28 protein-coding genes are annotated in these 26,659 nt (G+C 57.4%); 12 read left to right on the top strand and 16 right to left on the bottom strand.

Going from position 1 to position 26,659, the window contains the following annotated elements:
• Positions 1-62 precede the first annotated feature (62 nt).
• From tig to AC2FI9_RS08025, 3 genes are all read right to left on the bottom strand, one after another.
• The gene (tig, locus tag AC2FI9_RS08035; protein ID WP_496767052.1) at positions 63-1,394 is read right to left on the bottom strand and encodes a trigger factor; all 1,332 of its coding nucleotides are present in this window, start codon (positions 1,392-1,394) and stop codon (positions 63-65) included.
• Between the two features lie 184 nt (positions 1,395-1,578).
• Entirely contained in the window at positions 1,579-2,703 is a 1,125-nt protein-coding gene (locus tag AC2FI9_RS08030) for a porin (protein ID WP_496766962.1), read from the bottom strand.
• A 301-nt stretch (positions 2,704-3,004) separates the two neighbouring features.
• A complete protein-coding gene (locus AC2FI9_RS08025; RefSeq protein WP_496766961.1) occupies positions 3,005-4,582 on the bottom strand; it encodes an NAD(P)H-hydrate dehydratase in 1,578 nt (525 codons plus the stop codon).
• A gap of 169 nt (positions 4,583-4,751) precedes the next feature.
• Between AC2FI9_RS08025 and AC2FI9_RS08020 the strand changes: the two genes are divergently transcribed.
• The 5 genes from AC2FI9_RS08020 to AC2FI9_RS08000 all read left to right on the top strand — a co-directional run bounded on the left by AC2FI9_RS08020 (position 4,752) and on the right by AC2FI9_RS08000 (position 9,235).
• Positions 4,752-5,090 carry a P-II family nitrogen regulator gene (locus AC2FI9_RS08020; protein WP_496766960.1) on the top strand — a complete coding sequence of 113 codons (339 nt, stop codon included), beginning with the start codon at positions 4,752-4,754 and terminating at the stop codon, positions 5,088-5,090.
• A gap of 28 nt (positions 5,091-5,118) precedes the next feature.
• Entirely contained in the window at positions 5,119-6,525 is a 1,407-nt protein-coding gene (gene glnA, locus AC2FI9_RS08015; protein ID WP_058277498.1) for a type I glutamate--ammonia ligase, read from the top strand.
• Positions 6,526-6,624: 99 nt separating this feature from the next.
• A complete protein-coding gene (locus AC2FI9_RS08010) occupies positions 6,625-7,269 on the top strand; it encodes an MSMEG_1061 family FMN-dependent PPOX-type flavoprotein (RefSeq protein ID WP_496723461.1) in 645 nt (214 codons plus the stop codon).
• 66 nt (positions 7,270-7,335) lie between these two features.
• Positions 7,336-8,124 carry a lytic murein transglycosylase gene (locus AC2FI9_RS08005; protein ID WP_496766959.1) on the top strand — a complete coding sequence of 263 codons (789 nt, stop codon included), beginning with the start codon at positions 7,336-7,338 and terminating at the stop codon, positions 8,122-8,124.
• A 199-nt stretch (positions 8,125-8,323) separates the two neighbouring features.
• A complete protein-coding gene (locus AC2FI9_RS08000; RefSeq protein WP_496723464.1) occupies positions 8,324-9,235 on the top strand; it encodes a hypothetical protein in 912 nt (303 codons plus the stop codon).
• A gap of 36 nt (positions 9,236-9,271) precedes the next feature.
• On the opposite strand, the gene AC2FI9_RS07995 is transcribed toward AC2FI9_RS08000, so the two are convergent.
• Positions 9,272-10,015: a heme-dependent oxidative N-demethylase family protein gene (locus AC2FI9_RS07995; protein ID WP_496740441.1), complete on the bottom strand. Its 744-nt coding sequence runs from the start codon at positions 10,013-10,015 to the stop codon at positions 9,272-9,274.
• A 123-nt stretch (positions 10,016-10,138) separates the two neighbouring features.
• Here AC2FI9_RS07995 and dddP point away from each other — a divergent pair, with 123 nt between their 5' ends.
• Positions 10,139-11,482 (top strand): dimethylsulfonioproprionate lyase DddP, encoded by a 1,344-nt coding sequence (gene dddP, locus AC2FI9_RS07990; protein ID WP_496766958.1) that lies wholly within the window; start codon positions 10,139-10,141, stop codon positions 11,480-11,482.
• Between the two features lie 4 nt (positions 11,483-11,486).
• Here the strand turns inward: dddP and AC2FI9_RS07985 are convergent, their stop codons facing one another.
• Positions 11,487-11,681, bottom strand: coding sequence for a hypothetical protein (locus AC2FI9_RS07985; protein ID WP_496723470.1), 195 nt, complete (start codon positions 11,679-11,681; stop codon positions 11,487-11,489).
• A 241-nt stretch (positions 11,682-11,922) separates the two neighbouring features.
• On the opposite strand from AC2FI9_RS07985, the gene AC2FI9_RS07980 reads away from it, so the two are divergent.
• Positions 11,923-13,137 (top strand): bifunctional alpha/beta hydrolase/OsmC family protein, encoded by a 1,215-nt coding sequence (locus AC2FI9_RS07980; RefSeq protein ID WP_496766957.1) that lies wholly within the window; start codon positions 11,923-11,925, stop codon positions 13,135-13,137.
• Between the two features lie 9 nt (positions 13,138-13,146).
• On the opposite strand, the gene AC2FI9_RS07975 is transcribed toward AC2FI9_RS07980, so the two are convergent.
• From AC2FI9_RS07975 to AC2FI9_RS07955, 5 genes are all read right to left on the bottom strand, one after another.
• Positions 13,147-13,497: a hypothetical protein gene (locus tag AC2FI9_RS07975; protein ID WP_496766956.1), complete on the bottom strand. Its 351-nt coding sequence runs from the start codon at positions 13,495-13,497 to the stop codon at positions 13,147-13,149.
• A 10-nt stretch (positions 13,498-13,507) separates the two neighbouring features.
• The gene (locus AC2FI9_RS07970; RefSeq protein WP_496766955.1) at positions 13,508-14,065 is read right to left on the bottom strand and encodes a hypothetical protein; all 558 of its coding nucleotides are present in this window, start codon (positions 14,063-14,065) and stop codon (positions 13,508-13,510) included.
• A gap of 141 nt (positions 14,066-14,206) precedes the next feature.
• A complete protein-coding gene (locus AC2FI9_RS07965; RefSeq protein ID WP_496723476.1) occupies positions 14,207-14,794 on the bottom strand; it encodes a biotin transporter BioY in 588 nt (195 codons plus the stop codon).
• A gap of 68 nt (positions 14,795-14,862) precedes the next feature.
• Positions 14,863-15,285, bottom strand: a complete 423-nt coding sequence (locus tag AC2FI9_RS07960) for a DUF6314 family protein (RefSeq protein ID WP_496723478.1) — start codon at positions 15,283-15,285, stop codon at positions 14,863-14,865.
• Positions 15,282-15,614, bottom strand: coding sequence for a hypothetical protein (locus AC2FI9_RS07955; protein WP_496766954.1), 333 nt, complete (start codon positions 15,612-15,614; stop codon positions 15,282-15,284). The genes AC2FI9_RS07960 and AC2FI9_RS07955 overlap by 4 nt, the downstream gene beginning before the upstream one ends.
• Positions 15,615-15,703: 89 nt before the next feature.
• Here AC2FI9_RS07955 and purB point away from each other — a divergent pair, with 89 nt between their 5' ends.
• The 4 genes from purB to AC2FI9_RS07935 all read left to right on the top strand — a co-directional run bounded on the left by purB (position 15,704) and on the right by AC2FI9_RS07935 (position 20,125).
• Positions 15,704-17,008: an adenylosuccinate lyase gene (gene purB, locus AC2FI9_RS07950; RefSeq protein WP_496766953.1), complete on the top strand. Its 1,305-nt coding sequence runs from the start codon at positions 15,704-15,706 to the stop codon at positions 17,006-17,008.
• A gap of 378 nt (positions 17,009-17,386) precedes the next feature.
• A complete protein-coding gene (locus AC2FI9_RS07945) occupies positions 17,387-17,926 on the top strand; it encodes a tetratricopeptide repeat protein (RefSeq protein ID WP_108860321.1) in 540 nt (179 codons plus the stop codon).
• Between the two features lie 68 nt (positions 17,927-17,994).
• Entirely contained in the window at positions 17,995-19,086 is a 1,092-nt protein-coding gene (locus AC2FI9_RS07940; RefSeq protein WP_496766952.1) for a flagellar motor switch protein FliG, read from the top strand.
• A gap of 115 nt (positions 19,087-19,201) precedes the next feature.
• Positions 19,202-20,125, top strand: a complete 924-nt coding sequence (locus tag AC2FI9_RS07935) for a lysophospholipid acyltransferase family protein (RefSeq protein WP_496766951.1) — start codon at positions 19,202-19,204, stop codon at positions 20,123-20,125.
• Here AC2FI9_RS07935 and AC2FI9_RS07930 read toward each other — a convergent pair whose 3' ends face one another.
• Positions 20,126-20,827: a DUF1223 domain-containing protein gene (locus AC2FI9_RS07930; protein ID WP_496766950.1), complete on the bottom strand. Its 702-nt coding sequence runs from the start codon at positions 20,825-20,827 to the stop codon at positions 20,126-20,128.
• A gap of 231 nt (positions 20,828-21,058) precedes the next feature.
• Between AC2FI9_RS07930 and acnA the strand changes: the two genes are divergently transcribed.
• Positions 21,059-23,749, top strand: a complete 2,691-nt coding sequence (gene acnA, locus AC2FI9_RS07925) for an aconitate hydratase AcnA (protein WP_496766949.1) — start codon at positions 21,059-21,061, stop codon at positions 23,747-23,749.
• 105 nt (positions 23,750-23,854) lie between these two features.
• On the opposite strand, the gene AC2FI9_RS07920 is transcribed toward acnA, so the two are convergent.
• The 5 genes from AC2FI9_RS07920 to ccmA form a co-directional block, all read right to left on the bottom strand.
• Positions 23,855-24,391: a DsbE family thiol:disulfide interchange protein gene (locus AC2FI9_RS07920; RefSeq protein WP_496740451.1), complete on the bottom strand. Its 537-nt coding sequence runs from the start codon at positions 24,389-24,391 to the stop codon at positions 23,855-23,857.
• Positions 24,384-24,542, bottom strand: a complete 159-nt coding sequence (gene ccmD / locus AC2FI9_RS07915) for a heme exporter protein CcmD (RefSeq protein ID WP_496723495.1) — start codon at positions 24,540-24,542, stop codon at positions 24,384-24,386. Before ccmD ends, AC2FI9_RS07920 begins: the two co-directional genes overlap by 8 nt.
• The gene (locus AC2FI9_RS07910) at positions 24,539-25,312 is read right to left on the bottom strand and encodes a heme ABC transporter permease (RefSeq protein WP_496766948.1); all 774 of its coding nucleotides are present in this window, start codon (positions 25,310-25,312) and stop codon (positions 24,539-24,541) included. The genes ccmD and AC2FI9_RS07910 overlap by 4 nt, the downstream gene beginning before the upstream one ends.
• Before the next feature lie 61 nt (positions 25,313-25,373).
• On the bottom strand, positions 25,374-26,030 hold the full coding sequence (gene ccmB, locus AC2FI9_RS07905) for a heme exporter protein CcmB (protein ID WP_496723499.1): 657 nt from the start codon (positions 26,028-26,030) through the stop codon (positions 25,374-25,376).
• The gene (gene ccmA, locus AC2FI9_RS07900; protein WP_282169318.1) at positions 26,027-26,641 is read right to left on the bottom strand and encodes a heme ABC exporter ATP-binding protein CcmA; all 615 of its coding nucleotides are present in this window, start codon (positions 26,639-26,641) and stop codon (positions 26,027-26,029) included. Before ccmA ends, ccmB begins: the two co-directional genes overlap by 4 nt.
• Between the last annotated feature and the right edge of the window lie 18 nt (positions 26,642-26,659).

Raw genomic sequence — 26,659 nt, 5'->3', positions numbered from 1 at the left:
GAGCCGTCTTTTTCCAGACGGCTCCGTATTTTTTTGTGCCCATGGGGATGGGCGGACGAGGATTACTCCTCGTCCAGTGCCTCGACGGCTTTCTGCAGATCGTCTTTGCTGACTTCTTTGTCCGCGACCTGAGCCAGTTCAAAGACATAGTCGATGACTTTGTCTTCGAAGATCGGCGCGCGCAGCTGTTGCTGCATCTGAGCGTTCTGCTGCACGAATTCAAAGAACTGACGTTCCTGACCAGGGTACTGACGTGCCTGGTTCATGATCGCTTGGGTCATCTCGGAGTCGGTGACCTCAACCTCGGCCTTCTGACCCAGTTCAGCCAACAGTAGGCCCAGACGCACGCGGCGTTCGGCCAGCTTGTTGTGCTCGTCTGTGGGCTCGATCTCGGCGTGGTCGTGACCTTCCACTTCCGGATTTTCCTCGTGCCACAGCTGATGTGCGATCTGCTTGGCTTCGGCTTCAACCAGCGACGGAGGCAGGTCGAACGAGACCTTCTCGTCCAGCGCGTCCAGCAGGCCACGCTTCATAACCGCGCGGGATGCACCGGAATATTCCGCTTCCAGACGCTCGGCGATTTGACCTTTCAGTGCGGCCAGATCTTCTGCGCCGAACTTGGTCGCCAGCTCGTCGTTTACTTCTGCAGCAACGGGTTCCTTCACCTCTTTGATGGTGCAGCTGAATACGGCGTCTTTACCGGCCAGATGCTCTGCGCCGTATTCTTCGGGGAAGGAAACGTTGACGTCTTTGACTTCTTCGGCCTTCACGCCAACCAGCTGCTCTTCGAAGCCGGGGATGAAGCTGTTGGAACCCAGAACCAGCGGATAGTCTTCAGCCGAACCGCCTTCGAACTCTTCGCCGTCAACTTTGCCGACGAAGTCGATCACAACCTGATCGCCGTCTTTGGCTTTGGAACCCTTGCGGCGCGCTTTGAAATCCTGAGCGGTTTCGGCCAGATTGTTCAGGGCTTCTTCGATGGCTGCGTCGTCTGCTTTGACGACCAGCTTCTCCAGCTCGACAGATTTCAGATCAACTTCGGGGATCGCGGGCAGCGCCTCATAGGACATTGCGACCTCGACGTCGTCGCCTTCTTTCCAGTCTTCGTTGGTCATTTTGACCTCAGGCTGAAGCGCAGGGCGCTCGCCGCTGTCTTCAAAATGCTGGTTCATCGCACCATCGATGCTTTCCTGCATCGCTTCGCCCAACAGGCGCTGACCGAACTGCTTTTTCAGCAATGCCATCGGCACTTTGCCTTTGCGGAAACCCTTCATTTCGACTTCCGGCTGCGCTTCGACCAGTTTCTCGTTAACTTTGTCGTCCAGCTCGGCTGCGGATACGATGATATTGTAGCCGCGTTTCAGACCTTCGTTCAGCGTCTCGGTAACCTGCATTATGGTAGTCCCCATAGGATTCGGGGCGCGCAAAACGGCGCGCCGGGCAAATTTGACGCCTTCTATTTGCCCAGCCGCTTACGTGCAAGAGGCAATGGCCAGATCAGCCTTGTTTTGCCGCCGATTTGAACAAAAAAAACGCCCCAGCCAGACTGGGGCGCCGTTAGTTTACGGGGAAACGTCGTCAGAACTTCCAGAGCGCACCCAGTACCCAGGCTTCGTTCTTGTCAAAGTCGACCGTGTCGTCGAAATCGTGGTTACGGTATTTCAGGTAGGCGTCTGTGTTGATCGCGTCGATCCGCTGGACAACGGCAATACCCCAGGACTTGGTGCTGGACCCCTGATTTTCAAAATCAGAACCGTCGAAATAGTCGATACCAACGCCGGTTTTACCCCAGGACACCCAATCCCCTTCATAAGCAAGTTTAGTGTACCAATAGTCCGGGTCGCTGGCGCCGGTAGAGGTATCGTCCCGCGTGCCGAGGGCTGCAGTAAAGCTGAACCCGCTGGGCAACAGGACCGACGCGGACCCGATGGTATCCTTGCGCTCGCCGGGTTGGCCGTCGAAATCCCTTACTGCGTAGGCAAGGCTCGCTGCGAACTCGACACCGTTGGTGAAAGTGTTCCGGTACTTGACCGCAAGATCGTAATAATCGTCGTCGTCGCTGCTGGACAGGATGTTCTGACCATAAGCAATCGCCGCTGAGAAGCCATTGAAATCGGGCGTGTCATACCGGACCCTGCCCCGACGCGCGCCATCAAAGTTGCTGGCCGAGTCGCCAACGGTGATGCCACTCAGGATACCATCTGCTCCCCGGTAGAAAAAAGCGCCGTTTTCATCGTTCGTGAAAGAATACAAAGCCGTCCCGACGTAGGACAAATCAGTCTCGGCAGCTCCGTCCGAGGCCATACTGCCCTGACCGGCAGAGAACTTGCCGTATCCACCCTTGAGTGAGAAATCGACGTGGCGGATATCTTCCCGGCTCCAACCGTTGGTGTTGGTACCATCCTGGTTGGCTGTCCCGGTACTTGGCAGACCCAGACCGGTTTCAAACCGGAACATGAACTCATTGCTGCCATAGGGTTGCATGACGCGCAAACCTACGCGGCTGTTGGACAGGTCATTGTCCAACAACCGGGTCTCGGTCTCCTGGCCGTCATCGACCGATACGATCACCGGATCGAGCTGACCGTACAGCACCACATAACCGCCGCTGTTGTTTTCGTACTTTAGTTCAGCAGAAGCAGGGATCGCCGTGGTCATCGCCAGAACAGCGGCAACCGAGGGGAGTTTCAAATTCACTGTCATTTTATTCACCTTGAACGTTTCGTTTGTGGCAACCGCCAAAAGAAAAACCGATGTGACGGGCCACTCCGCAAGGAACCGAGTTAGTCGCGTTTAGAGTTTCTGCCTTACGGCTCAAATCGGCAGAAAGTAAATTTTAATCATATCAAAGATTTGGCCACCAAGATTTCGTTGGTAGGAAAATCCACGTACAAGTCTGCCACTCTGTCCGAAGTCTTTCAAAAGGAATGACATGCACTGATGCGTATACGTGCGGCCATTTCTTGCCGAGCGCTGAAAAAAGCAGCTAATTTCCGCCCATGCGTCATTTAGCCAAACTTTGAAAAACCGCAGGTAATTGCTCGGGTAAGTCCTCGGCAATCAGCCCGGGGCCAAATTGGCGCGCGCATTCAACATGCAGCCAGGCTGCCGTTTCCGCTGCCTGCATTGGGGCGAACCCTCGCGCCAGCAACCCGGTGATAAACCCGGCGAGCACATCGCCAGAGCCAGCCGTCGCCAACCACGGTGCCGAACGCTCATAATGGGCCGAATTGATCGCACAGCGCCCATCCGGCGCGGCAATCACCGTGTCCGGCCCCTTGAACAGAACCACACATCCTGCCCGCGTGGCCGCCTCACGCGTTGCGTCGACCTTGGAATAGGCTGGGCCTTTGGTGGGAACCGCAGTCAACTTCTCAGCAACATCCGGGAAAAGCCGGGCGAACTCTCCACCATGCGGTGTGAGAACGCAATTATCGTGCAATTGGTCAAACAGAACCGCAGGGTCGTCCGCAAACGCGGTCAAAGCGTCCGCATCCAAAACTGTCGCCCGATTTGCAGCCAGAGCAACCGGAACCAAAGCCCGCGCACGCTCCAATCCCAGACCAGGGCCAAGACAAAGCGCATTCAACCGCTCGTCGTTGAGAACATCGGACAACCCCTCACCACCCTCAACCCGTTGCAACATGATGGCCGTGACCTGCGCCGCAACTTCCATCTGCGCGGCCGGCGGGACACCCAACGTTACCAACCCGGCCCCAATCCGCAAAGCACCGCGCGCTGCCAATCGCGCCGCGCCAGTCTTTCCGGAGTCACCAGAAATAATCAGGGCGTGACCATGAGAGTACTTGTGCATCGCTTTGTTCGTTCGGAGATTGGAAGGGTACTTTTCTGACACTTGCCAGCGGGAATTCCCGGTCTCGTATTGAATGGAAGAGTTCCGTCGAAAAGACGGAACAAAATCGGCAATTCCAATTTCCTTGACCTTCAACGTTTCCGCCTGATCCGCCAAAAGGCCAATTTTATGGCCAAGCCGCTTGCGTTCGAACGTTACAATGAGACCGACGACCTCGGGTCCATCGTAGAACTGTGTTTCCTCGTCCAGAAACTTCCCGCTATCGGAACAATATCCAGAGGGAACATCGATAGCCACATCAATGCCAACCTTGAACATCTCACGGCAAAACGCCTTGGCGTCTCCAGAAAGCGGTCGCGACAACCCTGTTCCGAACACGGCGTCAATAACAAGGTCAAAGTCGGCTTTCAGCAATTCGCCCGCTACTGGATTACTGCCTTCGATATCTCCAATTTTGCTCCACCGTTCACAGTTCGCCTTCGCATCCGGCGGCAACTTTTCCGGATCGCCAAACAGAAAAACCTCGATCTCCCAACCCCACTCTTTCAACAGCCGCGCAACGACGAACCCATCACCGCCATTGTTGCCGGGACCGCACAAAACCACGGCAGTGCCAGACGTTCTTGACAGTTCAGGCCACTCCTCGAAAATCGCGTCGACAACACCGCGACCGGCGCGTTCCATCAGTTCCAGACCGGTCACCTCACCGAACTCAATCGCCGCGGTTTCAATTGCTCGCATCTGCGCCGCTGTTAGCAATTCCGTCATTTCAAATCCTCTGGCGATTCAGTTTCGCTTACTTTTTGTGCAAGTTGATCAAAAATTGACCCGACGCCCATTTTCTCAGCGCCCGGCTCGGGCCGATATCGCTATCACATTGCCGCCCGAATTTAGACGTGGTCAGTGCCAATCTGACAAGAGTTAACAGGAGCCCGGAATGAAGAAGATCGAAGCGATCATCAAGCCGTTCAAACTCGATGAGGTTAAAGAGGCGCTGCAGGATGTCGGCGTCCAGGGTCTTAGCGTGATCGAGGTTAAGGGCTTTGGCCGTCAAAAGGGCCACACCGAATTGTATCGCGGCGCGGAATACGTCGTCGATTTCCTGCCCAAGGTGAAGGTCGAAGTCGTTCTGGACGACGATCAGGTTGATGCGGCCGTCGACGCCATCGTCGCGGCAGCCAAAACCGACAAGATCGGCGACGGCAAGATCTTTGTCTCGCCTGTTGAACAAGCCATTCGCATTCGGACCGGTGAGACCGGCCCGGAAGCACTGTAACAAACTCAAAGCAGAGGAATATTAAGTTATGAGCAAGGACGCAGTTCTTCAGCTGATCAAAGACGAGGACGCCGAGTACGTCGACGTTCGCTTCACTGATCCCCGCGGCAAGCTTCAGCACGTCACGCTGATGGCCGACCAGGTTGACGAAGACTTCCTGGAAGAAGGCTTCATGTTCGACGGTTCGTCCATCGCGGGCTGGAAATCGATCGAAGCATCCGACATGAAACTGATGGTCGACACCAACAGCGCCTATGTCGATCCGTTCTACGCGGAAAAGACGATCTGCGTGCACTGCTCGGTTGTCGAACCCGACACCGGCGAAGCCTATGAGCGTGACCCGCGCGGCACCGCCCAGAAAGCCGAAGCGTACCTGAAGGCGTCCGGTATCGGCGACGTTGCTTACATGGGGCCCGAGGCCGAATTCTTCCTGTTCGATGACGTCCGTTTCTCGAACAGCATCAACAAAGTATCATACGAAGTTGATGCAACTGACGCGTCGTGGAACACCGACACCGAGTACGAGATGGGCAACATGGGCCATCGTCCGGGCGTCAAGGGCGGCTACTTCCCGGTCAACCCCATCGACGAAGCGCAGGACCTGCGCTCGGAAATGCTGTCGACCATGAAGCGTCTGGGCATGAAGGTCGACAAGCACCACCACGAGGTTGCTTCGTGCCAGCACGAGCTGGGCTTGATCTTCGACAGCCTGACCAAACAGGCGGACGAGCTGCAGAAGTACAAATACATCATCCACAACGTCGCGCACGCATACGGCAAATCGGCCACGTTCATGCCGAAGCCCATCGCAGGTGACAACGGCACCGGCATGCACGTGAACATGTCGATCTGGAAAGACGGCAAGCCGCTGTTTGCAGGCGACAAATACGCCGACCTGTCGGATGAGGCACTGTACTTCATCGGCGGCATCCTGAAGCACGCCAAAACGCTGAACGCCTTCACCAACCCGGCGACCAACAGCTACAAGCGTCTGATCCCGGGCTTTGAGGCCCCAGTTCTGCGCGCCTACTCGGCTCGTAACCGTTCGGGTTGCGTTCGTATTCCGTGGACCGAAAGCCCGAAAGCCAAGCGCGTTGAAGCTCGTTTCCCCGATCCAGCGGCGAACCCCTACCTGGCATTTGCCGCTCTGCTGATGGCTGGTCTGGACGGCATCAAGAACAAGATCGATCCGGGCGAAGCCATGGACAAGAACCTGTACGATCTGCCTGCCGAAGAACTGGCCGACATCCCGACCGTCTGCGGTTCGCTGCGCGAGGCGCTGGAAGCGCTGGCGTCGGATCACGACTTCCTGCTGCAGGGTGACGTGTTCACCAAAGACCAGATCGACGGCTACATCGCTTTGAAGATGGAAGAAGTCGAAACCTACGAGCATACCCCACACCCCGTTGAATACGGCATGTACTACAGCTGCTGATCGGGTTCAGGGTAGAATACTCAAGGGCGTCCATTTGGGCGCCCTTGTTTCGTTTGGTACGATCTCTCACACTCGACCCACCCGGTTAGGAGAGATCGCATGTCATCAGACGCCCCCTTTTCTCAATTCACAGATTTCGTGACTTCGAGCGATGAACTGGAGCGCATAACTGGCGCGCCCCTGCCCCAGATCATCGCCAAAGAGCTGTCCGGGCTGGACCAGATGTGCCGCGACTTTATTGCCAAGTCCACATTCTGCCTGATTGCGTCGGCCAATCCAGGTGGTCATCTGGACATCTCGCCCCGAGGTGATCCAGAAGGGTTCGTAAATGTGTTATCCGACACCCTGATCGCAATCCCTGACCGACCCGGCAACAAGCGCGTGGATACGTTCCACAATATTTTGCTGGACCCACGCGTCAGCCTGATATTCTTCGTGCCGGGCAAGATGGAAACTCTGCGCCTTCGTGGCACTGCCCGTCTATGCAAAGATCGCGACTTGCTGGATAGCATGGCGATAAACAACCGCTCGCCGAAACTGGCCTTGGTCATCCATGTCGAGACAGTGTTCGCACACTGCCCCAAATGTGTGATCCGCGCGAACCTGTGGCGGCCGGAGGAATGGCCGGATTCGTCTGAGTTACCGAACATGAACGCGATGATGGTCAAACACGCCAAGATAGACAAAACGCCTGAAGAGTGGTTTGAAAGCTTGAAAGGTACCGGAGAGTTGGACCTGTACTAACCTCTTTTCGGATTAGCGAATGCCACGTACCCTATCCATAACATTTCACTTGCCTGGATTTCACTGATGCTGCGATTTGCTCTTATACTTGCCCTGTCCCTTCCCACAGTTGCAGCCGCCGCTCCTTGCGGAAACACCAGTAACGGCTTCGAAGCATGGAAAAAGGACTTTGCGAAACAGGCCAAGCGTGCTGGCGTCAAAAAGAAGGGGCTGCAGGCGCTGGCACAAACGCAGTACGCCACGCGCACGATCGCTGCGGACCGCAATCAGAAAAGCTTTAAATATTCCTTGGACAAGTTCATGCGCGTACGCGGGGCAGACACCATCGTGGCGCAGGGGCGCAAACGTAAAGCACGCAACCCGCAATTCTATGCAGCGCTAGAACGCCAATACGGCGTACCGGCCGGGGTACTGATCGCCATTCACGGTATGGAAACCGGGTTCGGAAACTTCATGGGCGACAGTCAGGTTGTTTCCGCAATCACAACACTGGCCTACGACTGCCGCAGGTCCGACTTTTTCACTCCTCACGCAATCGGAGCGCTGAAGCTGGTCGATCAAGGCAGCATTACGACGGCGACAAAAGGGGCAAAACATGGCGAACTTGGGCACACCCAGTTCCTGCCGGGCAATGCCATGCAATACGGGGTTGATGCCACCGGCGACGGTCAGGTCGACTTTTACAATATGACGGATGCTCTGGCCTCAACCGCTAATTTTCTACGTAAGAAGGGCTGGAAACCCGGTCGCGGCTATCAACAGGGTCAGCCAAACTTTGCTGTCATTCAACAGTGGAATGCCGCCTCGGTTTACCAACAATCCATTGCAATAATGGCTGCCCGAATCGACGGTTGAAGCAGGCTCGGGATTCCGGCAGTTACACCCGATTTCGGCCACATTGTCGCCACAGACGTCAAAAAGCCCTTAAAATGCCTAGGTTTCCATAGCGTAATCAATCCCCGCGATTTCTCATTTTTTTCCATTTTTGCCCAAATCTGCCCCAGATCGCTTGCTAGATTGTTTCCAAACACAGGATGCGACAAAGGACAGCGCAGTGACTCCGAAGCACAGCTATCACGGTGGTCTGCAATTCAACGGTAAGGCCGAAAACGCGGTCGAGCGGTTCAGCGACATCGTTGCCAAGACCCTTGCGGACTATGGTCACCTGGTCGAGCGTAAGTCTCTGCAGAACGACACCGAAGCAAGCATTGTGTCCAGCCAGTATTTGGTGCGCCTGACGCTGGATACCAAGGTCGCCGAAACCGAAGACCGGTTCGATCGCCTTAACCGCGCTGCAGGTCTGAAGACAATCCAGAGACCTATTGTCACCCTGCCGAATAACCGGCTGACGATCACAGTGACTCCAGTTTCCCCCCTATTGGATGACAGCGAAGTTACCGAGTTGATGCTGGTCGTAATCCTTTACAGAATGGTTGACGTCTGCGCGACCCAGCGGGTCGAATGGCTGTCGCCCAACACCGTTTTGACTATCGAACAATTCATGAGCGCATTTGACACGCTGGCCCCAAGCAGGCCGCGTGACAGAAAGCAGATTTTCGAGGCAGTGACAGGCCCGTTTGCCGGACTGAATGTCACTGACGCAGAAGACCTGGATGAGCCAGAAAAAAAGGCGCTGACCCCAGTAGCCCGGCCAATCCAGCTGTCGGATGAGCAGTTGCTCAGCATCGCTTTTCGGACAGAACCTATCGAGCAGCCTACCGATCGGGACGACACGCCCCCCCTCGTCCACGAGCAACCCAGCGATATCCTCCGACTGACCAGTTGGGGATTGACGGGTGCCGTGGCAAGCGTGTCCGTCCCGATTGCGGCCTCTTTGGCCGCTGTGAACCTGATAAGGGGCGAAGACTTCCGCCTGAACACTCAGGTGCTGGTATATTCGGTCGCGATCTCCGCTCTCAGCACAAGCGGGGCACTTGCGGGCGCTGCCAGCGCGCTAGGCATGTAGCCTGGTATGAAATGACCCTCCTTGGAGGCCCCGCCATCAGGCGGGGTTTTCCATTTTTGACACCTGCTCTGCCGCCAGAACATAAGTATGGATCGAGAAAACCACGGCCTGTGTCTCAGGCAGTCGCAACAGCGTCTGCCGCTCACTTCGCAGGAACCGCGCGTGTCCTGGTTTCTGCGGGGCCCGCCGGTCGTTTGCGCTGCGGGGTTGATGCAGCTCGGCGTCCTCATACCACAGCGCATTGAACCGCCACAGAGGGCGCCCTGGTTGTATCCCGTCAAACAAACGCTGAACCCGCCGGGCGATGTCGGCGTTGTAGCTGTCAACAGGCAGATGGATGTCGATCAGGGGCCGCATGAATTTTTCGGATAAACGCCAACTGGCAGGAAAACACAGGATGGCTCCAGTGAGCACGTGTTCATCCCCCTGCTTTTGTAGGATGCAGAAATCTTCCTGCACCAATCGGCACAGCGTATCCAATGGCTGATCCGGATCGATCGTAACATCTGTCCCGTCCGGGCGAGCCACGTGATCTGTGCACTCGGGATAGACTTGGTTCAGGACAAGATCCAACAACTCCTGCGCAGCGGGTTTAGCACCTGCATCCATCGCCAGAACATCCGAACGATGACTAACCAAAAGGTCCTTGCGTCTTTGGATCTGGGCGGCGAACGCATCATCGTGGTGCAACCAGCTGTCCATGCTTGCTGGCTGAATGCCTGGCAATGGGCGCTTGTCCAGCGGGTCATACGGAATTGAAGTCTGAAGAATGGTCGTCATGAATTTGACGTATCATCAGAATTTCCGCTTGTCGGTCAAAAAGCGACGAACGCACGGTCGCAAACCTTCAAGACGTCCGGAGATTGATTCTTCACGCTCAAAGAACAGGCAGGGAGACCCACCATGAACCGACACTACCGCGACACTCGCAAGATCGACCCGACCAAAGGTGCGACCCTTGGTGATGGCACCCCGAATGAAAACGACCGGATCGAGATCGGCCCGACGCAGCTTGCGTTTTCAGAATGGGAAAAGGCCGGCCTTGTCCTGCCCGATCTGGCCCGGATGCGCGAACATCGGTGGAGACGGTTGACGCAGGCCATTGTCGATCGCGGCTATGGCGGGCTGTTGATGTTCGACCCGCTGAACATCCGTTATGCCACCGACAGCACCAACATGCAGTTGTGGAACACGCATAACCCATTCCGCGCCGTCTTGCTGTGCGCCGACGGCTACATGGTGATTTGGGACTATAAGAACTCTCCGTTTCTTTCCACGTTCAATCCGCTGGTGCGCGAGCAACGATCCGGAGCTGATCTGTTCTACTTTGACCGCGGTGACAAAGTCGACGTGGCCGCGGACGTGTTTTCAAACGAGGTGCGCGTTCTGATCGACGAACATGGTGGCGGCAACAAACGCCTCGGCGTGGACAAGATCATGCTGCACGGCTTGCGTGCGCTTGAGGCGCAAGGCTTCGAAATCATGGAAGGCGAAGAGGCGACGGAAAAGACCCGCGCCATCAAAGGCCCGGACGAAATCCTTGCCATGCGCTGTGCCAATCACGCCTGCGAAACCGCTGTGGCGGAAATGGAGAAATTCGCGCGCGCCAATGTGGGAGACGGCAAAACCTCGGAAGACGACATTTGGGCAGTTCTGCACGGCGAAAACATCCGGCGCGGCGGCGAATGGATCGAAACCCGCCTGCTGGCCTCGGGCCAGCGAACAAACCCGTGGTTTCAGGAATGCGGCCCCCGGATCACGCAACAGAACGAGATCATCGCTTTTGACACCGACCTGATCGGTTCATATGGCATCTGTATTGATATCTCACGCACATGGTGGATCGGCGACGAAAAACCCCGGCCCGACATGGTCTATGCCATGCAGCACGCGCATGAGCATATCATGACCAATATGGAGATGCTGAAGCCCGGCGTGATGATCCCCGAACTGACGGCCAATGCGCACAAGCTGGACGACAAGTTCCAGGCGCAGAAATACGGCTGCCTGATGCACGGCGTCGGCTTGTGCGATGAGTGGCCTCTGGTTGCTTATCCGGACAAGGCAGTGGCGGGCTCTTACGACTACGCGCTCGAACCCGGCATGGTCCTGTGTGTTGAGGCTGCCGTTGGAGAGGTTGGCGGAGATTTCTCTATCAAGCTGGAGGATCAGGTTCTAATCACCGAGGACGGGTATGAGAACCTGACCACTTATCCCTTTGATCCGCAGCTCATGGGGCTGAGCTGACGTTTCAGTTCGACCAATGTGACCGTCTGACATTTCCGTGCCAGTCTTCGGACACGGGATCAAAAACCTGGGCCTCAGTGGATGTCACCGGCGGCAGAGTTTGACCAAGCGCAAATCCGATCACGCCGGTCAGGGCAATCACGGCCAGTATATCCGGGCGCAGAACCACGCCCCTTTGATCCATTGCAGTATGTGCCATTTGAACCTCCTGGGCTGCACGTGTGCGATGGTCGTAAGATGGGGGTGTGATATGAATTAGTAAAACAAATACTTTTTGCATTATACTTCACGAAATTTGATGCTTTAGGTTCACAGCAAAGACAAAGGAATGCGCGCAATCCGTTCGCTTCACTCACCTTCCCGTGACGCTTCTTACAATGGGGTTGAGCGGCCAGACGGAAGCACACACTATTAGTCATCCCGACGAACAAGGAACTGCCATGCCCACCGAACGCATTACCTTTGCCGGTCACGACGGCAACCAATTGGCCGCGCGCCTGGATTTGCCGGACGGACCGGTTCTGGCCACGGCGCTATTTGCGCATTGTTTCACCTGTTCCAAAGACATCCCTGCCGCGCGCAGGATCGCGGCCCGACTGGCGGCAATGGGCATCGCCGTGCTGCGATTTGATTTCACCGGGCTGGGTCATTCCGGTGGGGAATTTGCCAACACAACCTTTACCTCCAATGTCGAAGACCTGATCGCCGCCTCACATTATCTGGCGGGCCGCAACATGGCTCCGGCATTGCTCATCGGCCATTCGCTGGGTGGTGCGGCTGTGTTGCGCGCCCGCGCTGGAATTCCCAGCGTCAAGGCCGTGGTCACTTTGGGTGCACCCGCAGATCCGGGCCATGTAGCGCATCACTTCGAAGATGCGCTGCCGGAGATCAAGCAGGCTGGATCGGCGGACGTGATGTTGGGCGGGCGTCCCTTCCGCATTGGCAAAGCTTTTGTGGATGATATTTCCGAAGCAGCCCTGATGCCCGCTATCGCAGATCTAAAGGCCGCTTTGCTGATCTTGCACGCCCCTCGGGACGAGACCGTAAGCATCGACAATGCCAGCACAATCTTTCTGGCCGCCAAACACCCCAAGAGCTTTGTGACCCTCGACGATGCCGATCACCTGATTACCCGCGCATCCGATGCAGAATACGCGGCGGACGTGATCACCGCGTGGGTGACGCGATACGTCAAGCTCTGCCCGCCTGCCCCGCCACCGGGGGCGCCCGAAGGTGTCGTTCGAGTGACCGAAGCTGATCCGGAAGGGTTCCTGCAGGACATTCAGTCCGGCCCACGCCACCACGCCGTCGCGGACGAGCCCGCCTCATACGGCGGCACCGACCGAGGCATGTCTCCCTATGGATTCGTGTCGTCTGGTCTTGGGGCTTGCACATCGATGACCATCCGCATGTATGCGCGGCGCAAGCGGTGGCCGCTGAAAACCGTTTTAGTCGATGTGTGCCACAACAAGGTCCACGCACAAGATGCCGGGCTGGCCAACGAAGGAAAAGTCGATCAGTTCCGCCGCAAGATCCGCCTTGAAGGTCCGCTGACGGCCGAGCAACGCGCGCGACTGCTGGAAATCGCGGACAAATGCCCGGTCCACAGAACCTTGGAAGGGTCAGCCCAGATCACGACGGAATTACTGGACTGACCCGCTAGCTCAGCGCCGCCCTGCGGGGCGGTGAATGGGTGGCCGAGCCGCCGGAGGCCGTGCGACTGGTGGTCTTGGACGGTTCGGTGGTCGGGACACCGGCGGTCTGTTCGGTGGCTTGGCGATTGGCGGAACAGGACGCGCAGGTGGACGTCCATCCGGCGGTCTGGGTCGATCCGGTCGGTCGATGTCTAAATCTACATCCACGTCGTGATAGTAGTCGTTCCACAACATCGAGTCGTAGAAGGGGTCATACCCGTATCCCACGCCAACGGTGACGCCATCACAGGCCGAAAGCGTCAGTGTGGCAGCACCCAATCCAAGGGCAAGGGTTGCACGTTTGATCAATTTGCGTGTCATGTGCGCCTCCTCACTGAAGGGACCGGAACGACGCGAACACGGCGTTCAGGTCGTTCACATAAGCTGGATCGGCGCCGTCGCGCAGGATCGCCACGGCAATGGCTACGCGCCCCCTCGGCAAGTCGATCACTGAAACCGTAAAGTTAACACCACGTCCTTCGCGATTGCCGGTCCCGCGAATAACCCGTGCGGGCAATCCGCCGATACGCGTCGTGGTGGTTTCGGATACGGTCGGATCCTTGACCAGAAACCTGTCTATGTCTTCAAGATACCGCAGACCGCCCTCGATCGAGGCCACGCCGGCAGGCGACACAAAGCCCATCCAGACATTATCGTCCGTGACTGGCCGCATCCCCATGACCCGAGCCACGGCACGTGCATCGCCCAGCTCGGTATCTTCAATTTCGCGCGGACCACCGGTGCGCAGCGCCCAGAAGTCGGGCACGGAAAAGCCGAATAGCGCGCGCCCGTTATCCAGATAAGTGACCGGAGTGTCTGCGGATGCCGTCCCACCGCTCAGCAAAAGCGAGGCGCAAACCGCGAGTGCCGAAGCTAATTGAATACGCATATCTCAATAACCTGATGATTTCATTGAGTGCAGATTGGCCCGTAGTGGCCCCTTTTGTCCAGCATCCCGATCTGCGGGTACAAAAAAACCGCGCCGGGATATCTCCGGGCGCGGCTTCGTCAGATTTGGATTGGTTGGAAATTACGAACGAGCGTCGCCCACCAGTTTCCACAGGCCAGGGATCAGCAGTGCAGCCAGCACCAGCTTGATCGCGTCGCCCACCAAGAAGGGTGTCAGACCCCACTGCAGGATCGGCTGGTCCCATCCGTACAGCTGACCCAGCCACAACAGACCGGGCACGTAGATCGCGACATTTGCCAGAACCAGAGCCAACGCCATCTTGCCGAACGAACGGTCCCAGCCTCGCGCGGCCAGTGCGCCCAGCAGAACGGTTGCCAGAAGGTAACCGACCAGATAACCGCCGGTACCGCCCATCATGTAAGTCAGACCGAATTTCTCAGCCGAGGAACCTGCGAACACATCAAAGCCCAGCGCGCCGATCAGCAGGTAGCCCAGCATGGTGGCCAGACCCAGACGCGTGCCATATGCGGTGCCAATGGTCAGCACGGCAAAGGTGCCCATCGTGATCGGGACGGGCCACATCGGGACCTTGATCTTTGCGGCAATTGCAAGCGCCAGAATACCCAGAGCGACCAGCACAACCTGTTTGACGCGCAGCGCGGTGCCTTCGCGCGGGCCAATCGCATTGGCCAGTACATTCGCATTCATTCTTATGTCTCCACCTATTTTCAACTGCAGAAATGCCCGCTCAGAGCTTTGACTGCAACATGATTACGCTATCTTAACCGATATTCGGTGCTCATTTCATAAGATTTTCTAGGTCCCGAGACGATCCAGCGCACTGACCAGACCGGCCAGGCCGAAAAATCGTAGACAGCATCGTAGCTGTCGGGCGGGCAATCGTGGTGGTCAGACGCATGTGCCTGCCCCAAGGCCAGCCGGTGAAAATAGCGGCCGTCGTCAAAATGTATGGCAATCGTCGCACCCGCTGCTTGCCACAGGTACCTGCGCGTGCCTTTCATCTCGGCTTGCCCCGGCACACGCAGCGTGACCTCTTCGTCGTATGTCAAGCCGTCCTCGGTCGGGCTCAGGACCGTGTGACCATCGGCCTGCACCACCTGCCCCGCCTGCGTATCCAGAATGGTCCGGGTCAGGCTCCAATGGCCTTCGAAATCCGACAGTCTGCGCGGCAGGCTCATTCGGCAATTGTCCCGTCGGTCGTGGCACCGTTATCATCCACGAACCGGATCACATTGCCACTTTGCTCGACATCATAGCAGGCCCAAAAATCCGAAGGCGGCCAGATCGAGCAATAACGATCCTCGCGCACTGCCCACCGCCCTGCGCTGGGCCCGCCCGAGAAATACTGCGTCAGCATCGTGTCATCGAAGGTCTGCCAGATACCTTCCCCGTAATCGAGCTTCTGTCCGGTCAATACCGACAGAATTTCATCCCCCGTCAGCGTTCTGAACTCCTCAGCCGCCAGAAAACCGGGCCAAAGGGCCAAAATCAGGGCAAACCGTCTCATATTCGCACTCGCGCCTTGTTCCTTTGTCTGCGCGGGTTTAAACCCCGCCGCAACGCCTCCTGCCAAATCACAATAAGGTGCCGCTGCCAATGATTCCACGCTATTCCCGCCCCGATATGGTCGCCATCTGGTCGCCCGAATCCAAGTTCCGCATCTGGTACGAGATCGAGGCACATGCCTGCGACGCCATGGCTGATCTGGGCGTGATCCCGCGCGAAAATGCTGAGGCCGTCTGGAAAGCCAAAGACGTGGAATTCGACGTGGCACGCATCGACGAAATCGAAGCGGTTACCAAGCACGACGTCATCGCCTTCCTGACCCATTTGTCCGAACATGTCGGCAGTGAAGAGGCGCGTTTTGTCCATCAGGGCATGACCAGCTCTGACGTTTTGGACACTTGTTTCAACGTGCAACTGACGCGCGCCGCCGACCTGCTGATCGCAGATCTCGAAGGTCTACTGGCTGCAATGAAACGCCGCGCAATCGAACACAAAGACACGGTCCGCATCGGCCGCAGCCACGGTATCCACGCAGAGCCAACCACCATGGGCCTGACTTTCGCGCGTTTTTACGCCGAGATGGACCGCAACCTGTCCCGCATGCGCGACGCCCGCGCTGAAATCGCCACTGGCGCGATCAGCGGCGCGGTTGGCACCTTCGCCAATGTTGACCCGCGTGTGGAAGAGCATGTCTGCGACCAGCTGGGTCTGGTGCCCGAGCCGATTAGCACTCAGGTCATCCCGCGCGACCGTCATGCTGCGTTCTTTGCGACGCTGGGGGTTATTGCCAGCAGCATCGAGAACGTCGCCATCGAAATCCGCCACATGCAGCGCACCGAGGTGCTGGAGGGGGCCGAGTTCTTCTCGATGGGTCAGAAAGGCTCCTCAGCTATGCCACACAAGAAAAACCCGGTGCTGACCGAAAACCTGACTGGTCTGGCGCGCATGGTGCGCGCGGCAGTGATCCCTGCGATGGAAAACGTGGCGCTCTGGCATGAACGTGACATCTCGCATTCCTCGGTCGAACGCATGATCGGCCCGGATGCCACAATCACGCTGGATTTTGCACTGGCGCGACTGACAGGCGTGATCGACAAGATGTTGATCTTCCCCGAGAACATGATCGAAAACATGAACAAGTTCCCCGGTCTTGTGATGAGCCAGAGGGTTCTGCTGGCGCTGACACAAGCAGGTGTCAGCCGCGAAGATGCCTATGCCATGGTTCAGCGCAACGCGCTGAAAGTCTGGGAACACCGCACCGATTTCAAAGAAGAACTGCTGGCAGACGCGGACGTCACCGCCGCGCTGAGTCCGGAAGAAATCGAAGAGAAATTCGATCTCGGCTATCATACCAAACACGTTGATACGATCTTCGCCCGCGTGTTCGGCGAATAACCCAATCTGATCAGTTGGTTCGCAGGGCCCGGATCGCAGGACGCGTTCCGGGCCTTGGTGTTTTGCCAGACGGGTCAAAACAAGCTATGATGTGGGTGTAAATCCGGACAGGAGAAACACGATGATCCGCACTTTGATTTGCGCTGTGGCCCTTAGTTGTTCAGCCTCCGTTGCCTTGGCTTGTAGTGGCCATTCCAAGCAAACCCAGTCCTGCGCACCAGGTTCGGTTTGGGATGCTGAAACTCAAACCTGCGCCAAAATTACGAACAGCTGAGAAAATTTTTTCCCATTTGTGAATAAACGCGAGCCTTCGGTTGTTAGCTTTTGAGAAGAACGCACTATGCTTTCTGTAAGTAGCCCAGACAACGGAGTAGGAATATGCGCCTAGTACTCGCTTCAGCCATCGCCCTTCAGGCCTTTGCATTCGCGCCGGTCGCGCTTGCCGCTGGCGGTGACAGCAGCCCGCCAAAACCGACCAACACGACCAAGAAGTGTTTCTTCGGTCGCGTCTATGACAAAGACGCCGGACGGTGCGTGAAGCCGGACAAGACCAACTTTACCGAAGAAGAGCTGTATGACGCCGTGCGCGAACTGGCCTATGACGGACAGTTCGAAAATGCACAAGACATCCTGCGCATCATGGATCAGGATGATGATCGCGTGTTGACCTACTGGGGTTTCACCTACCGCAAAATGGGTGAGCTTGATCTGGCGAATGCCTTCTATTCGAACGCCATTGAGGCGAATCCCGACAACATACTGGCGCGCAGCTATATGGGTCAGGGCTTTGTCACCGAAGGCAAAACCGATCTTGCCATCGCACAGTGGCGCGAGATCAAGGCGCGCGGCGGTGAAGGCACCTGGGCCGAGGCATCCTTGCGCGAGGCGATCCGCACCGGGCTGACTTACAACTACTAAACTTCAGCCTTTCTTTACCCGACTCTCCGTAATCTGCCTGTGGAACAGAAACTTGGCACCACAGGCAGATGCAGGACACAAACTCTTTGGTTCAACTGGCACCGGGAACATCAACACCCGCAGCCGACGCCCAGAACGACGCGCCCCGCGTCGTCCCCAAGGCGTTGAGCAACCGACAAAAAGCCGCCGTCGTGGTGCGTCTTTTGTTGAATGAGGGCGCAGATATCCCCCTGGAAGAGCTTCCCGACGATTTGCAGGAAAAGCTGACGCACCAGCTGGGTCAGATGGGCCTTGTGGATCGCATCACGCTGGCATCCGTCGCACAAGAGTTTGCCGAAGCTCTGGACAGTGTCGGCCTGTCCTTTCCGCATGGGCTGGCCGGTGCTCTGGATGCGGTCAGCGACAAGATTACGCCGGCAACAGCGGCCAGGTTGCGGAAGGAAGCCGGGGTGCGCCAGATCGGCGATCCGTGGCAACGGCTGCGCGAAATCCCGACAGTAGATTTGGCCACCATCGCTCTGGCCGAAAGCACTGAAATTGCAGCGGTCATGTTGTCCAAGCTGGAAACTGCGAATGCCGCGCAACTTCTGGGTCACCTGCCCGGCCCGGTCGCGCGGCGCATCACCTATGCCGTGTCCAAAACGGCCAGCATCACACCCGAGGCGGTTGAACGGATTGGCTGGTCGCTGGCGGCGCAACTTGATCGACGCCCGGCCACGGCCTTTTCGGATGGCCCCGGAGCGCGGGTCGGTGCGATTCTGAACCAATCAGCCGCAGCGACGCGCGACGGGCTTTTGACGGCCCTGGACGAGGAAGACACCGACTTTGCAGCTTTGGTGCGCCAATCGATATTCACCTTCGCCCATATCCCGGCCCGCATCCTGCCCCGGGACGTGCCTGCGATTCTGCGTGGCGTGGAACAGGCAGACCTTGTTACCGCCCTGGCCGGAGCCCAGGGCGAAGATGACAAATCAGCGGTCGAGTTTCTGCTGTCCAACATGTCCACGCGTATGGCGGATAACCTGCGCGAAGAAATCACCGAACGCGGCAAGGTGAAACTGTCCGAAGCCGAAGACGCGATGACCCTAGTCGTTGTTGCAATTCGAACACTGGTGGATGAAGGCGCACTAGCGTTGATCGAAGAGGATAGCGAAGAGTGACCGGCAAGTCCGATCCGGCAAGTCAAAGCATGGCTTTGGTTTGCAACGCTTGTGGTTGCGGTTTCCGCCTTGTATGTCTTGCCCGGCAAATCGCAACAGCCGGTGAGACCTATTCATGCCCGTCGAAAAGTCGGAACTAAGCCGCACAGAGCTTAGAAAATACTACATCACTGGATTGTTCATGAAGGGCGTCATCGGGACCTTGCGGTTGCTGCCCTATGAAGCTCGCCTGGCCACCATGGGCGTAATCGCACGTGGACTTTCACCGTTGATCGGCTTTACCAAACGCGTGCGCAGCAACTTGAAATTGACCCGCCCTGACCTGTCAGAGGCCGAGGTCAACAGAATTTGCAGTGCCGTTCCGGACAATGCCGGTCGCGCGATTATGGAGCATTTTTCGCCCGAAGGGTTCACCGAACGCCAGCGCACGGCAAAGGTAAGCGGTTCGGGTGTTGCCGCATTTGACACTGCCGTCGCCGAAGGGCGACCGATCATGATGATCACCGCGCATTTTGGTCACTATCTTGCAGCACGCATCGCCCTGCAGGAACGCAGCGGTCAACCGATTGGGTGCCTCTATCGCCGCATGGCGAACCCTTATTTCAACGACATGTATGTCGAGGCGTTCCATAAGACCGGCTCGCCGATGTTCGAACAGGGCCGCCGCGGAATGGTCGAGATGGTGCGTTCGCTCAAGAAAAATGAGATCATCGCGATCGTATCCGATCTGCACGCACATGGCGGTGAAGAGTTGACATTCTTTGGTAAGCCCGCCGTGACCTCAGTCCTGAATGCAGAACTGGCAATGAAATACAACGCCGTCCTGATCCCGTGTTACGCGGTGCGGCAACCAAACGGCGTGGATTTCGAAATCGTGCTGCACGAACCGGTGCCGCACACAGACCCCAGAACCATGACCCAGTTCACCAATGACGATCTTGAGGCTATGGTAAGACAGCATATGGGTCAGTGGTTCTGGATCCACCGGCGCTGGAAAGCCTGGAACGGTTTGGGCGTTCAGCCCGAGGATATGCCCTGATTACTTGACCCGCGCTGCTGCCACAATCGGGCCGTGCCCTGCCCTTTGCACCAGCACAACTGCCGGAAAATCTGTGTCGACGGTTACCGAAAACGCCTGAGGCGCGACACCGTCCCATTGACCTGCCATATGCCAGGCCTCGACAACATTGGCATAGTCCAGATCGTGGCCAGCCAGCTCTCCGCGTCGGATCGAGGCATGGCGCATAGGTGAATACTGAATGACCCGGATGTCATAGGTTTCTCCGGCCGGCAGTTCGACCGGCGTCACATCCACCGATACGTCTTCGCCCGAGCGCACGGCCGTCACGGATGCTTGCGGGGCGGCCTTGAGATGCGCATTGATCAGGCGATCCAGTTCCCGGGATTGCACCCCGACCACATCCTGCTGGCCATTCACCACCATCTGAGGCGTATAGATCATCGACCGCCCACCTTCTCGCGCATAAGTGCGCTGGCGCAGAGTGTGATCCGGGTCTGCATATTCATCCTTCCAGCCGATGTAGTCCCAGTAATCCACATGTAGTGCCAGGCCGATCACATCGTCGCGTTTGGCCAAATCATGCATGATCCGGTCGGCAGGCGGACAGGACGAACAGCCCTGAGATGTGAACAACTCAACCACAACCGGGTCGCCCTCGGCCAGGGCTGCTGTGGAGAGAAACAAGGAAACTAGCGCTGTTGCGCGGATGGATCTGAACATTACGGGTCTCGGGCCTTTGGCTGGATGTACCGACCGGTTTAAACGCAAGCCCGTTCAACCTCCAATCAACGTTTCTTGAGACATGCGACCATCGTTACCCTTAAATTTTGTGTGCAATGGTATACATAACTCAACAAGCTCATCACCTTGGTCCTTGAACCAAAGGCTTTGGTGATGCAGATAACTATTAGCGAATCCCGGGATCTAAGTCATTTCAGAGGGAGGCCACAGATGCCCATCAAAGTCGGACAAGATACCGCCAAAACACGCCGCAACCTTAGCGTGAATGGCAAATCCATTTCATATTACTCGATCCCTGCCGCGCAAGAGGCTGGTCTGGGTGATTTTTCCAAGCTTCCCGCCGCGCTGAAAGTGGTTCTGGAAAACATGCTGCGGTTCGAGGACGATGGCTTTTCCGTCGCGGTCGACGATATCAAAGCCTTTGGCGAATGGGCACGTAATGGCGGCAAGAACCCGCGCGAGATTGCGTATCGCCCTGCCCGCGTGTTGATGCAGGACTTTACCGGCGTTCCGGCTGTTGTTGACCTGGCCGCGATGCGCGATGGCATCAAAGGGCTGGGCGGCGATGCGCAGAAGATCAATCCACTGAACCCTGTTGATCTGGTCATCGACCACTCGGTCATGATTGATGAATTCGGCAACCCGCGCGCGTTCCAGATGAATGTGGACCGTGAATATGAGCGCAACATGGAGCGTTACCAGTTCCTTAAATGGGGGCAATCGGCATTTAACAACTTCCGCGTTGTTCCCCCCGGAACCGGTATCTGCCATCAGGTGAACCTTGAATATCTGGCCCAGACCGTCTGGACCGACACCGACCAGAACGGCGACGAAGTCGCCTACCCCGACACGCTAGTTGGTACCGACAGCCACACCACGATGGTCAACGGCATGGCCGTTCTGGGCTGGGGTGTCGGCGGGATTGAGGCCGAGGCCGCGATGCTGGGCCAGCCGATCTCGATGCTGATCCCTGAGGTTGTAGGTTTTGAGCTGACCGGCGCGATGCTCGAAGGCACCACTGGCACTGACCTTGTTCTGAAAGTCGTCGAGATGCTGCGCGCGAAGGGCGTGGTGGGCAAATTCGTCGAGTTCTACGGGAGCGGTCTGGATCGTCTGCCGCTGGCTGACCGCGCGACGATTGCCAACATGGCCCCCGAGTATGGCGCGACCTGCGGCTTCTTCCCGATTGATGGTGAGACCCTGCGCTATATGCGTAACACCGGTCGGGATGAGGATCGCCTAGCACTGGTCGAAGCTTATGCCAAGGAAAACGGCCTGTGGCGCGATGAAAACTATGCGCCCATTTACACCGACACTCTGACGCTGGACATGGGCACAATTGTTCCCGCAATCTCGGGGCCAAAACGTCCACAGGACTATGTTGCGCTGACCGACGCCAAAGCTGCCTTTACCACGGAAATGGCCGAAACCTTCAAGCGCCCGATGGGCAAGCAGGTCGTGGTCAAGGGCGAAAACTACGGCATGGAATCGGGCAAAGTTGTGATCGCCTCGATCACCTCGTGCACCAACACTTCGAACCCTTATGTGATGATCGGTGCCGGCCTAGTCGCAAAAAAGGCGCATGAGCTAGGCTTGAACCGTCAGCCGTGGGTCAAAACATCGCTGGCCCCCGGTTCGCAGGTTGTGTCTGAATACCTTGAGGCTGCGGGCCTGCAGCAGCATCTGGATGCCATCGGATTCAACCTTGTCGGTTATGGCTGCACCACCTGCATCGGCAACTCCGGCCCGATCCAGCGGGAAATCAGCGAAGCAATTGCCGAGGGCGATCTGGTCGCCACATCCGTTCTGTCTGGCAACCGCAACTTTGAAGGCCGGATTTCGCCGGACGTGCGGGCCAACTATCTGGCCTCGCCGCCACTGGTCGTGGTCTACGCACTGGCTGGCACCATGGATATCGACCTGACATCCGAGCCGATCGGCCAGGACAAGGACGGCAATGACGTCTTCATGAAGGACATCTGGCCAACCCAAAGCGAAATTGCCGAGCTGGTGCAAGAAACTGTCACCCGCGAAGCGTTCCAGTCGAAATATGCGGACGTCTTCAAAGGCGATGAGAAATGGCAAAGCGTTGAGGTTCCGCAACAGGAAACCTATGACTGGCCGCCGACTTCAACCTATATCCAGAACCCTCCCTATTTTCAGGGAATGGGTGCCGAGCCGGGCACGATCACAAATATTGAAGGGGCCAAGGTATTGGCGGTTCTTGGGGACATGGTCACGACCGACCACATCTCACCCGCAGGGTCTTTTGCAAGCACCTCGCCTGCCGGTCAGTACCTGATCGAACGTCAGGTGCAACCGCGTGAGTTCAACTCCTACGGTTCCCGCCGCGGCAACCATGAGGTCATGATGCGTGGTACCTTCGCCAACATCCGCATTAAGAATGAAATGCTGGACGGCGTCGAAGGTGGCTATACCAAAGGTCCTGACGGCGAGCAGGCTTCGATCTACGACGCTTCGATGGCCTACCAGGAACTAGGCCTTCCGCTGGTCGTCTTTGGTGGCGAGCAATACGGCGCCGGTTCATCCCGGGACTGGGCTGCCAAAGGCACGGCCCTGCTGGGCGTCAAAGCCGTGATCGCCGAAAGCTTTGAGCGTATCCACCGGTCCAACCTGGTTGGCATGGGCGTGATCCCGTTCGAGTTCACCGGCGGCGACACCCGCAAGACACTGGGCCTGACTGGCGATGAAACAGTATCGATCCACGGCTTGGATTCGGTCGAGCCGCTGCAAGAGGTGCCCTGCACCATCATTTTCGGCGACGGAACCGAGAAAACAATCACGCTGAAATGCCGGATCGATACCGCGCCCGAGATCGAATACATCGAAAACGGCGGCGTGCTGCAATATGTGCTGCGGAACCTTGCCAAGGACGCTTAAAGCAACAAAGCCCCGGCCAATGCGCCGGGGCTTTTTCTTGAGTGCCAGCACCAATAAGAAATAGAGCGCGTGCCGCAGGCACGCTCCGCTTGGCAACGGTTCAGATCACTGGCCGGCTTTTTCCAAGGCAGGGCGGATCGTGCTTTCAATCACGCGCTGCGTGATCGGACCGGCAAAGCGCAGAATGATCGTGCCCTCTCCGTCGATTACATAAGTTTCCGGAACACCGTAGAGACCCCAGTCCAGCGCCATGCGTCCTTGCTCATCCCGTCCGATGGCCTCGTAAGGGTCGCCCAGTTCGGTCAGAAAACCTTCGGCATTGGCCAACTGATCCTTGTAGTTGATGCCATAGACCGGGATGCCCTCTTCGGACAGCGCCTCAAGATTGGGATGCTCAGCCCGACAGGGTGCGCACCAGCTGGCCCAATAGTTGACCAGCTTGACCTCACCATCACGCAAAGTGGCATCGTCGAACAACGTTTTGCCCGGAAACTCTGTCAGAACGACAGGTGGCGCGGGCTGCCCTTCGCGTGCAGATGGCAAAGCATCAGGGTCGTCGCGGAACATTCCAATGCCTGCCAGAACGGCAAAAGCGCCGAAGATCAACGGCGGCGCAATCATCAGGGGTGAGATTTTAGCCATTGCGCGACATCCTGTGTTCGACCTTTTCCATTTCCGCCCGGACTTTGCGCCCGCGCATTACGCTGAGAACGACCAGTGCAATCAGCAACCCCAGCGAGGCAGCATAGGACCACAGGACCGCGTCGGCATATTTTCCAAGATCAGGGATCATCCGTTTAGCCTTTCTCGCGCCAGCAGAGCCTTGATCCGCCGCGCCCGGATTTCTGTTCCTGTGCGATACAGAACCAACGCGATGAACAGCAGCACAAATCCGATGATGCACAGCAGCAGCGGGTAGAAATAGATGTTGCTGACCTTTTCCTCGGTATCCGAGCCCGTGACGGCTGCAGCGCGCATCACAGAGGCTCCTTGGTGCAGGCCTTGGTTCCAGAAGTTCACCGCATAGCGGCTGAGCAAGGCAAAAACCGACCCCACCAGACACAGGACCGAGGTCAGATCGGCGGCTGTGTCGGCATCTTCGATCGCTTCCCATAGCGCAACGTAGCCCAAATAGAACAGGAACAGGATCAGGAACGCGGTCAGGCGAGGATCCCAGGCCCACCACGTGCCCCACATCGGTTGCCCCCAGATCGCGCCGGTTGCCAAGGCGACCATTGTCATCACGATACCGACCGGCGCAGCCGCCCGGGCTGCCAGCGCGCTGACATGGTGACGCCGTACAAGCCAGATCAGCGAGGTCGCCAGCATCATCAGCCAACAATTAATCGCCATCAGCGCCGCAGGCACATGCAGATAGATGATCTTGACCGTCGAGCCCTGTTTGTAGTCATCCGGTGTGAAGAAAAAACCCCAAACCAGCCCAACGAACAGACACACAAAAGAAGTCATCCAGAAGAACGGCAGGATCCGCTCGCTGGTCGCGAGGAATTTGCGCGGGTTGGCGTATTCCCAGAGGGTATTGGCTTTGGCTGCGATAGACATGGGCTCTATTTAGTCCGACTCGTGTTTGTTCTCAATTGACATCAGTCAAACTGCGACAGCGTCACCGAAGGTTGATCCGCAATACTGCTGCGCTGGCAAAAGGCAACAGCGCAATCGTGGCGGCGGTGATCCCCGCCAGCATCAAAAGCGGCGTCTGAGTTTCCATCCCCGTGGCACCACGGCGCGCGACCTCGGCCCCGAAGATCAGTGTGGGAACATAAAGCGGCAGAACAAGCAATGACAACAATAGACCACCACGCTTTAGGCCGACTGTCAGAGCTGCGCCAAAGGTCCCGATTACACTCATGGCCGGGGTGCCGACCAAAAGTGAGATCACCAACCAGAAAAATCCCGGCACCGGCAGGTTCAACAGCACACCCAGAAACGGCGCGGCCAGAACCAGGGGCAAACCCGTCGTTAACCAGTGGGCCAGCGCCTTGATCGTCACAACCGCCTCAAGCGGCAAGGGCGCCGTTGCTAGGAGGTCAAGCGATCCGTCTTCCCAATCCAGCGCAAGCAGACGATCAAGCGACAACAGGCAAGCCAACAGCGCGCCCAGCCAAAGCACACCCGGGGCAATGGTCGACAGCAGCGAAGATTGCGGGCCGACTGAGAACGGCACCAGAACGGTCACAATCAGAAAGAATGCAAGGCCAAGGCCAAAACCCCCGCCCGCGCGGAACGCCAGTTTCAGGTCGCGCAGCAGCAGGGCGATCACAGGAAGCCTCCGTCAAAGTCGTCGATGGGTTTTGGTTTGGCTTTGTTGGGACCCACATCCAGAACCGCACCGTCCAGACCAAGGTCGATATGGGTGGCGATCAGGGCGGAACCGCCCTGCCCCAGATGGGCACGAACGGTATCGGCGAACATCTGGACGGCGCTTTTGTCCAGTGACACCGTCGGTTCGTCCAGCATCCAGATCGGCCGCCCGGTGACCAGCATCCGGGCCAGTCCAAGGCGACGTTTCTGCCCGGCGGACAGGTTTCCCGCATGGCGGTCCGACAGCTCGTTCAAAGCAAAGGCATCCAATGCCGGTTGGATGTCATCTGTCCCAAAGACCGAGGCCCAGAAGGTCAGGTTTTCCACAACCGTCAACGTTGGCTTCAACCCGTCGGAATGCGAGGCGTAGGCAATTTGATCCTCGGCCCCGACAATGGTTCCGCTCAACGCCGGCTGCAACCCCGCAAGTGTACGCAACAAAGTTGTTTTGCCGATCCCGTTTGGCCCACGCAGGATCAGTGCTTGCCCGGATTGAAGCGAGAAGTTGAGCCCCTCGAGCACGGGGATACCCCCGCGGGTGATGGCAAGATCGGTTACGGTCAGTGTCATACGTTCCCGCTTATCTTA

This window comes from Ruegeria sp. CDSA246 (assembly GCF_059611225.1).
This window is presented reverse-complemented; position numbering and strand designations above follow the sequence as displayed.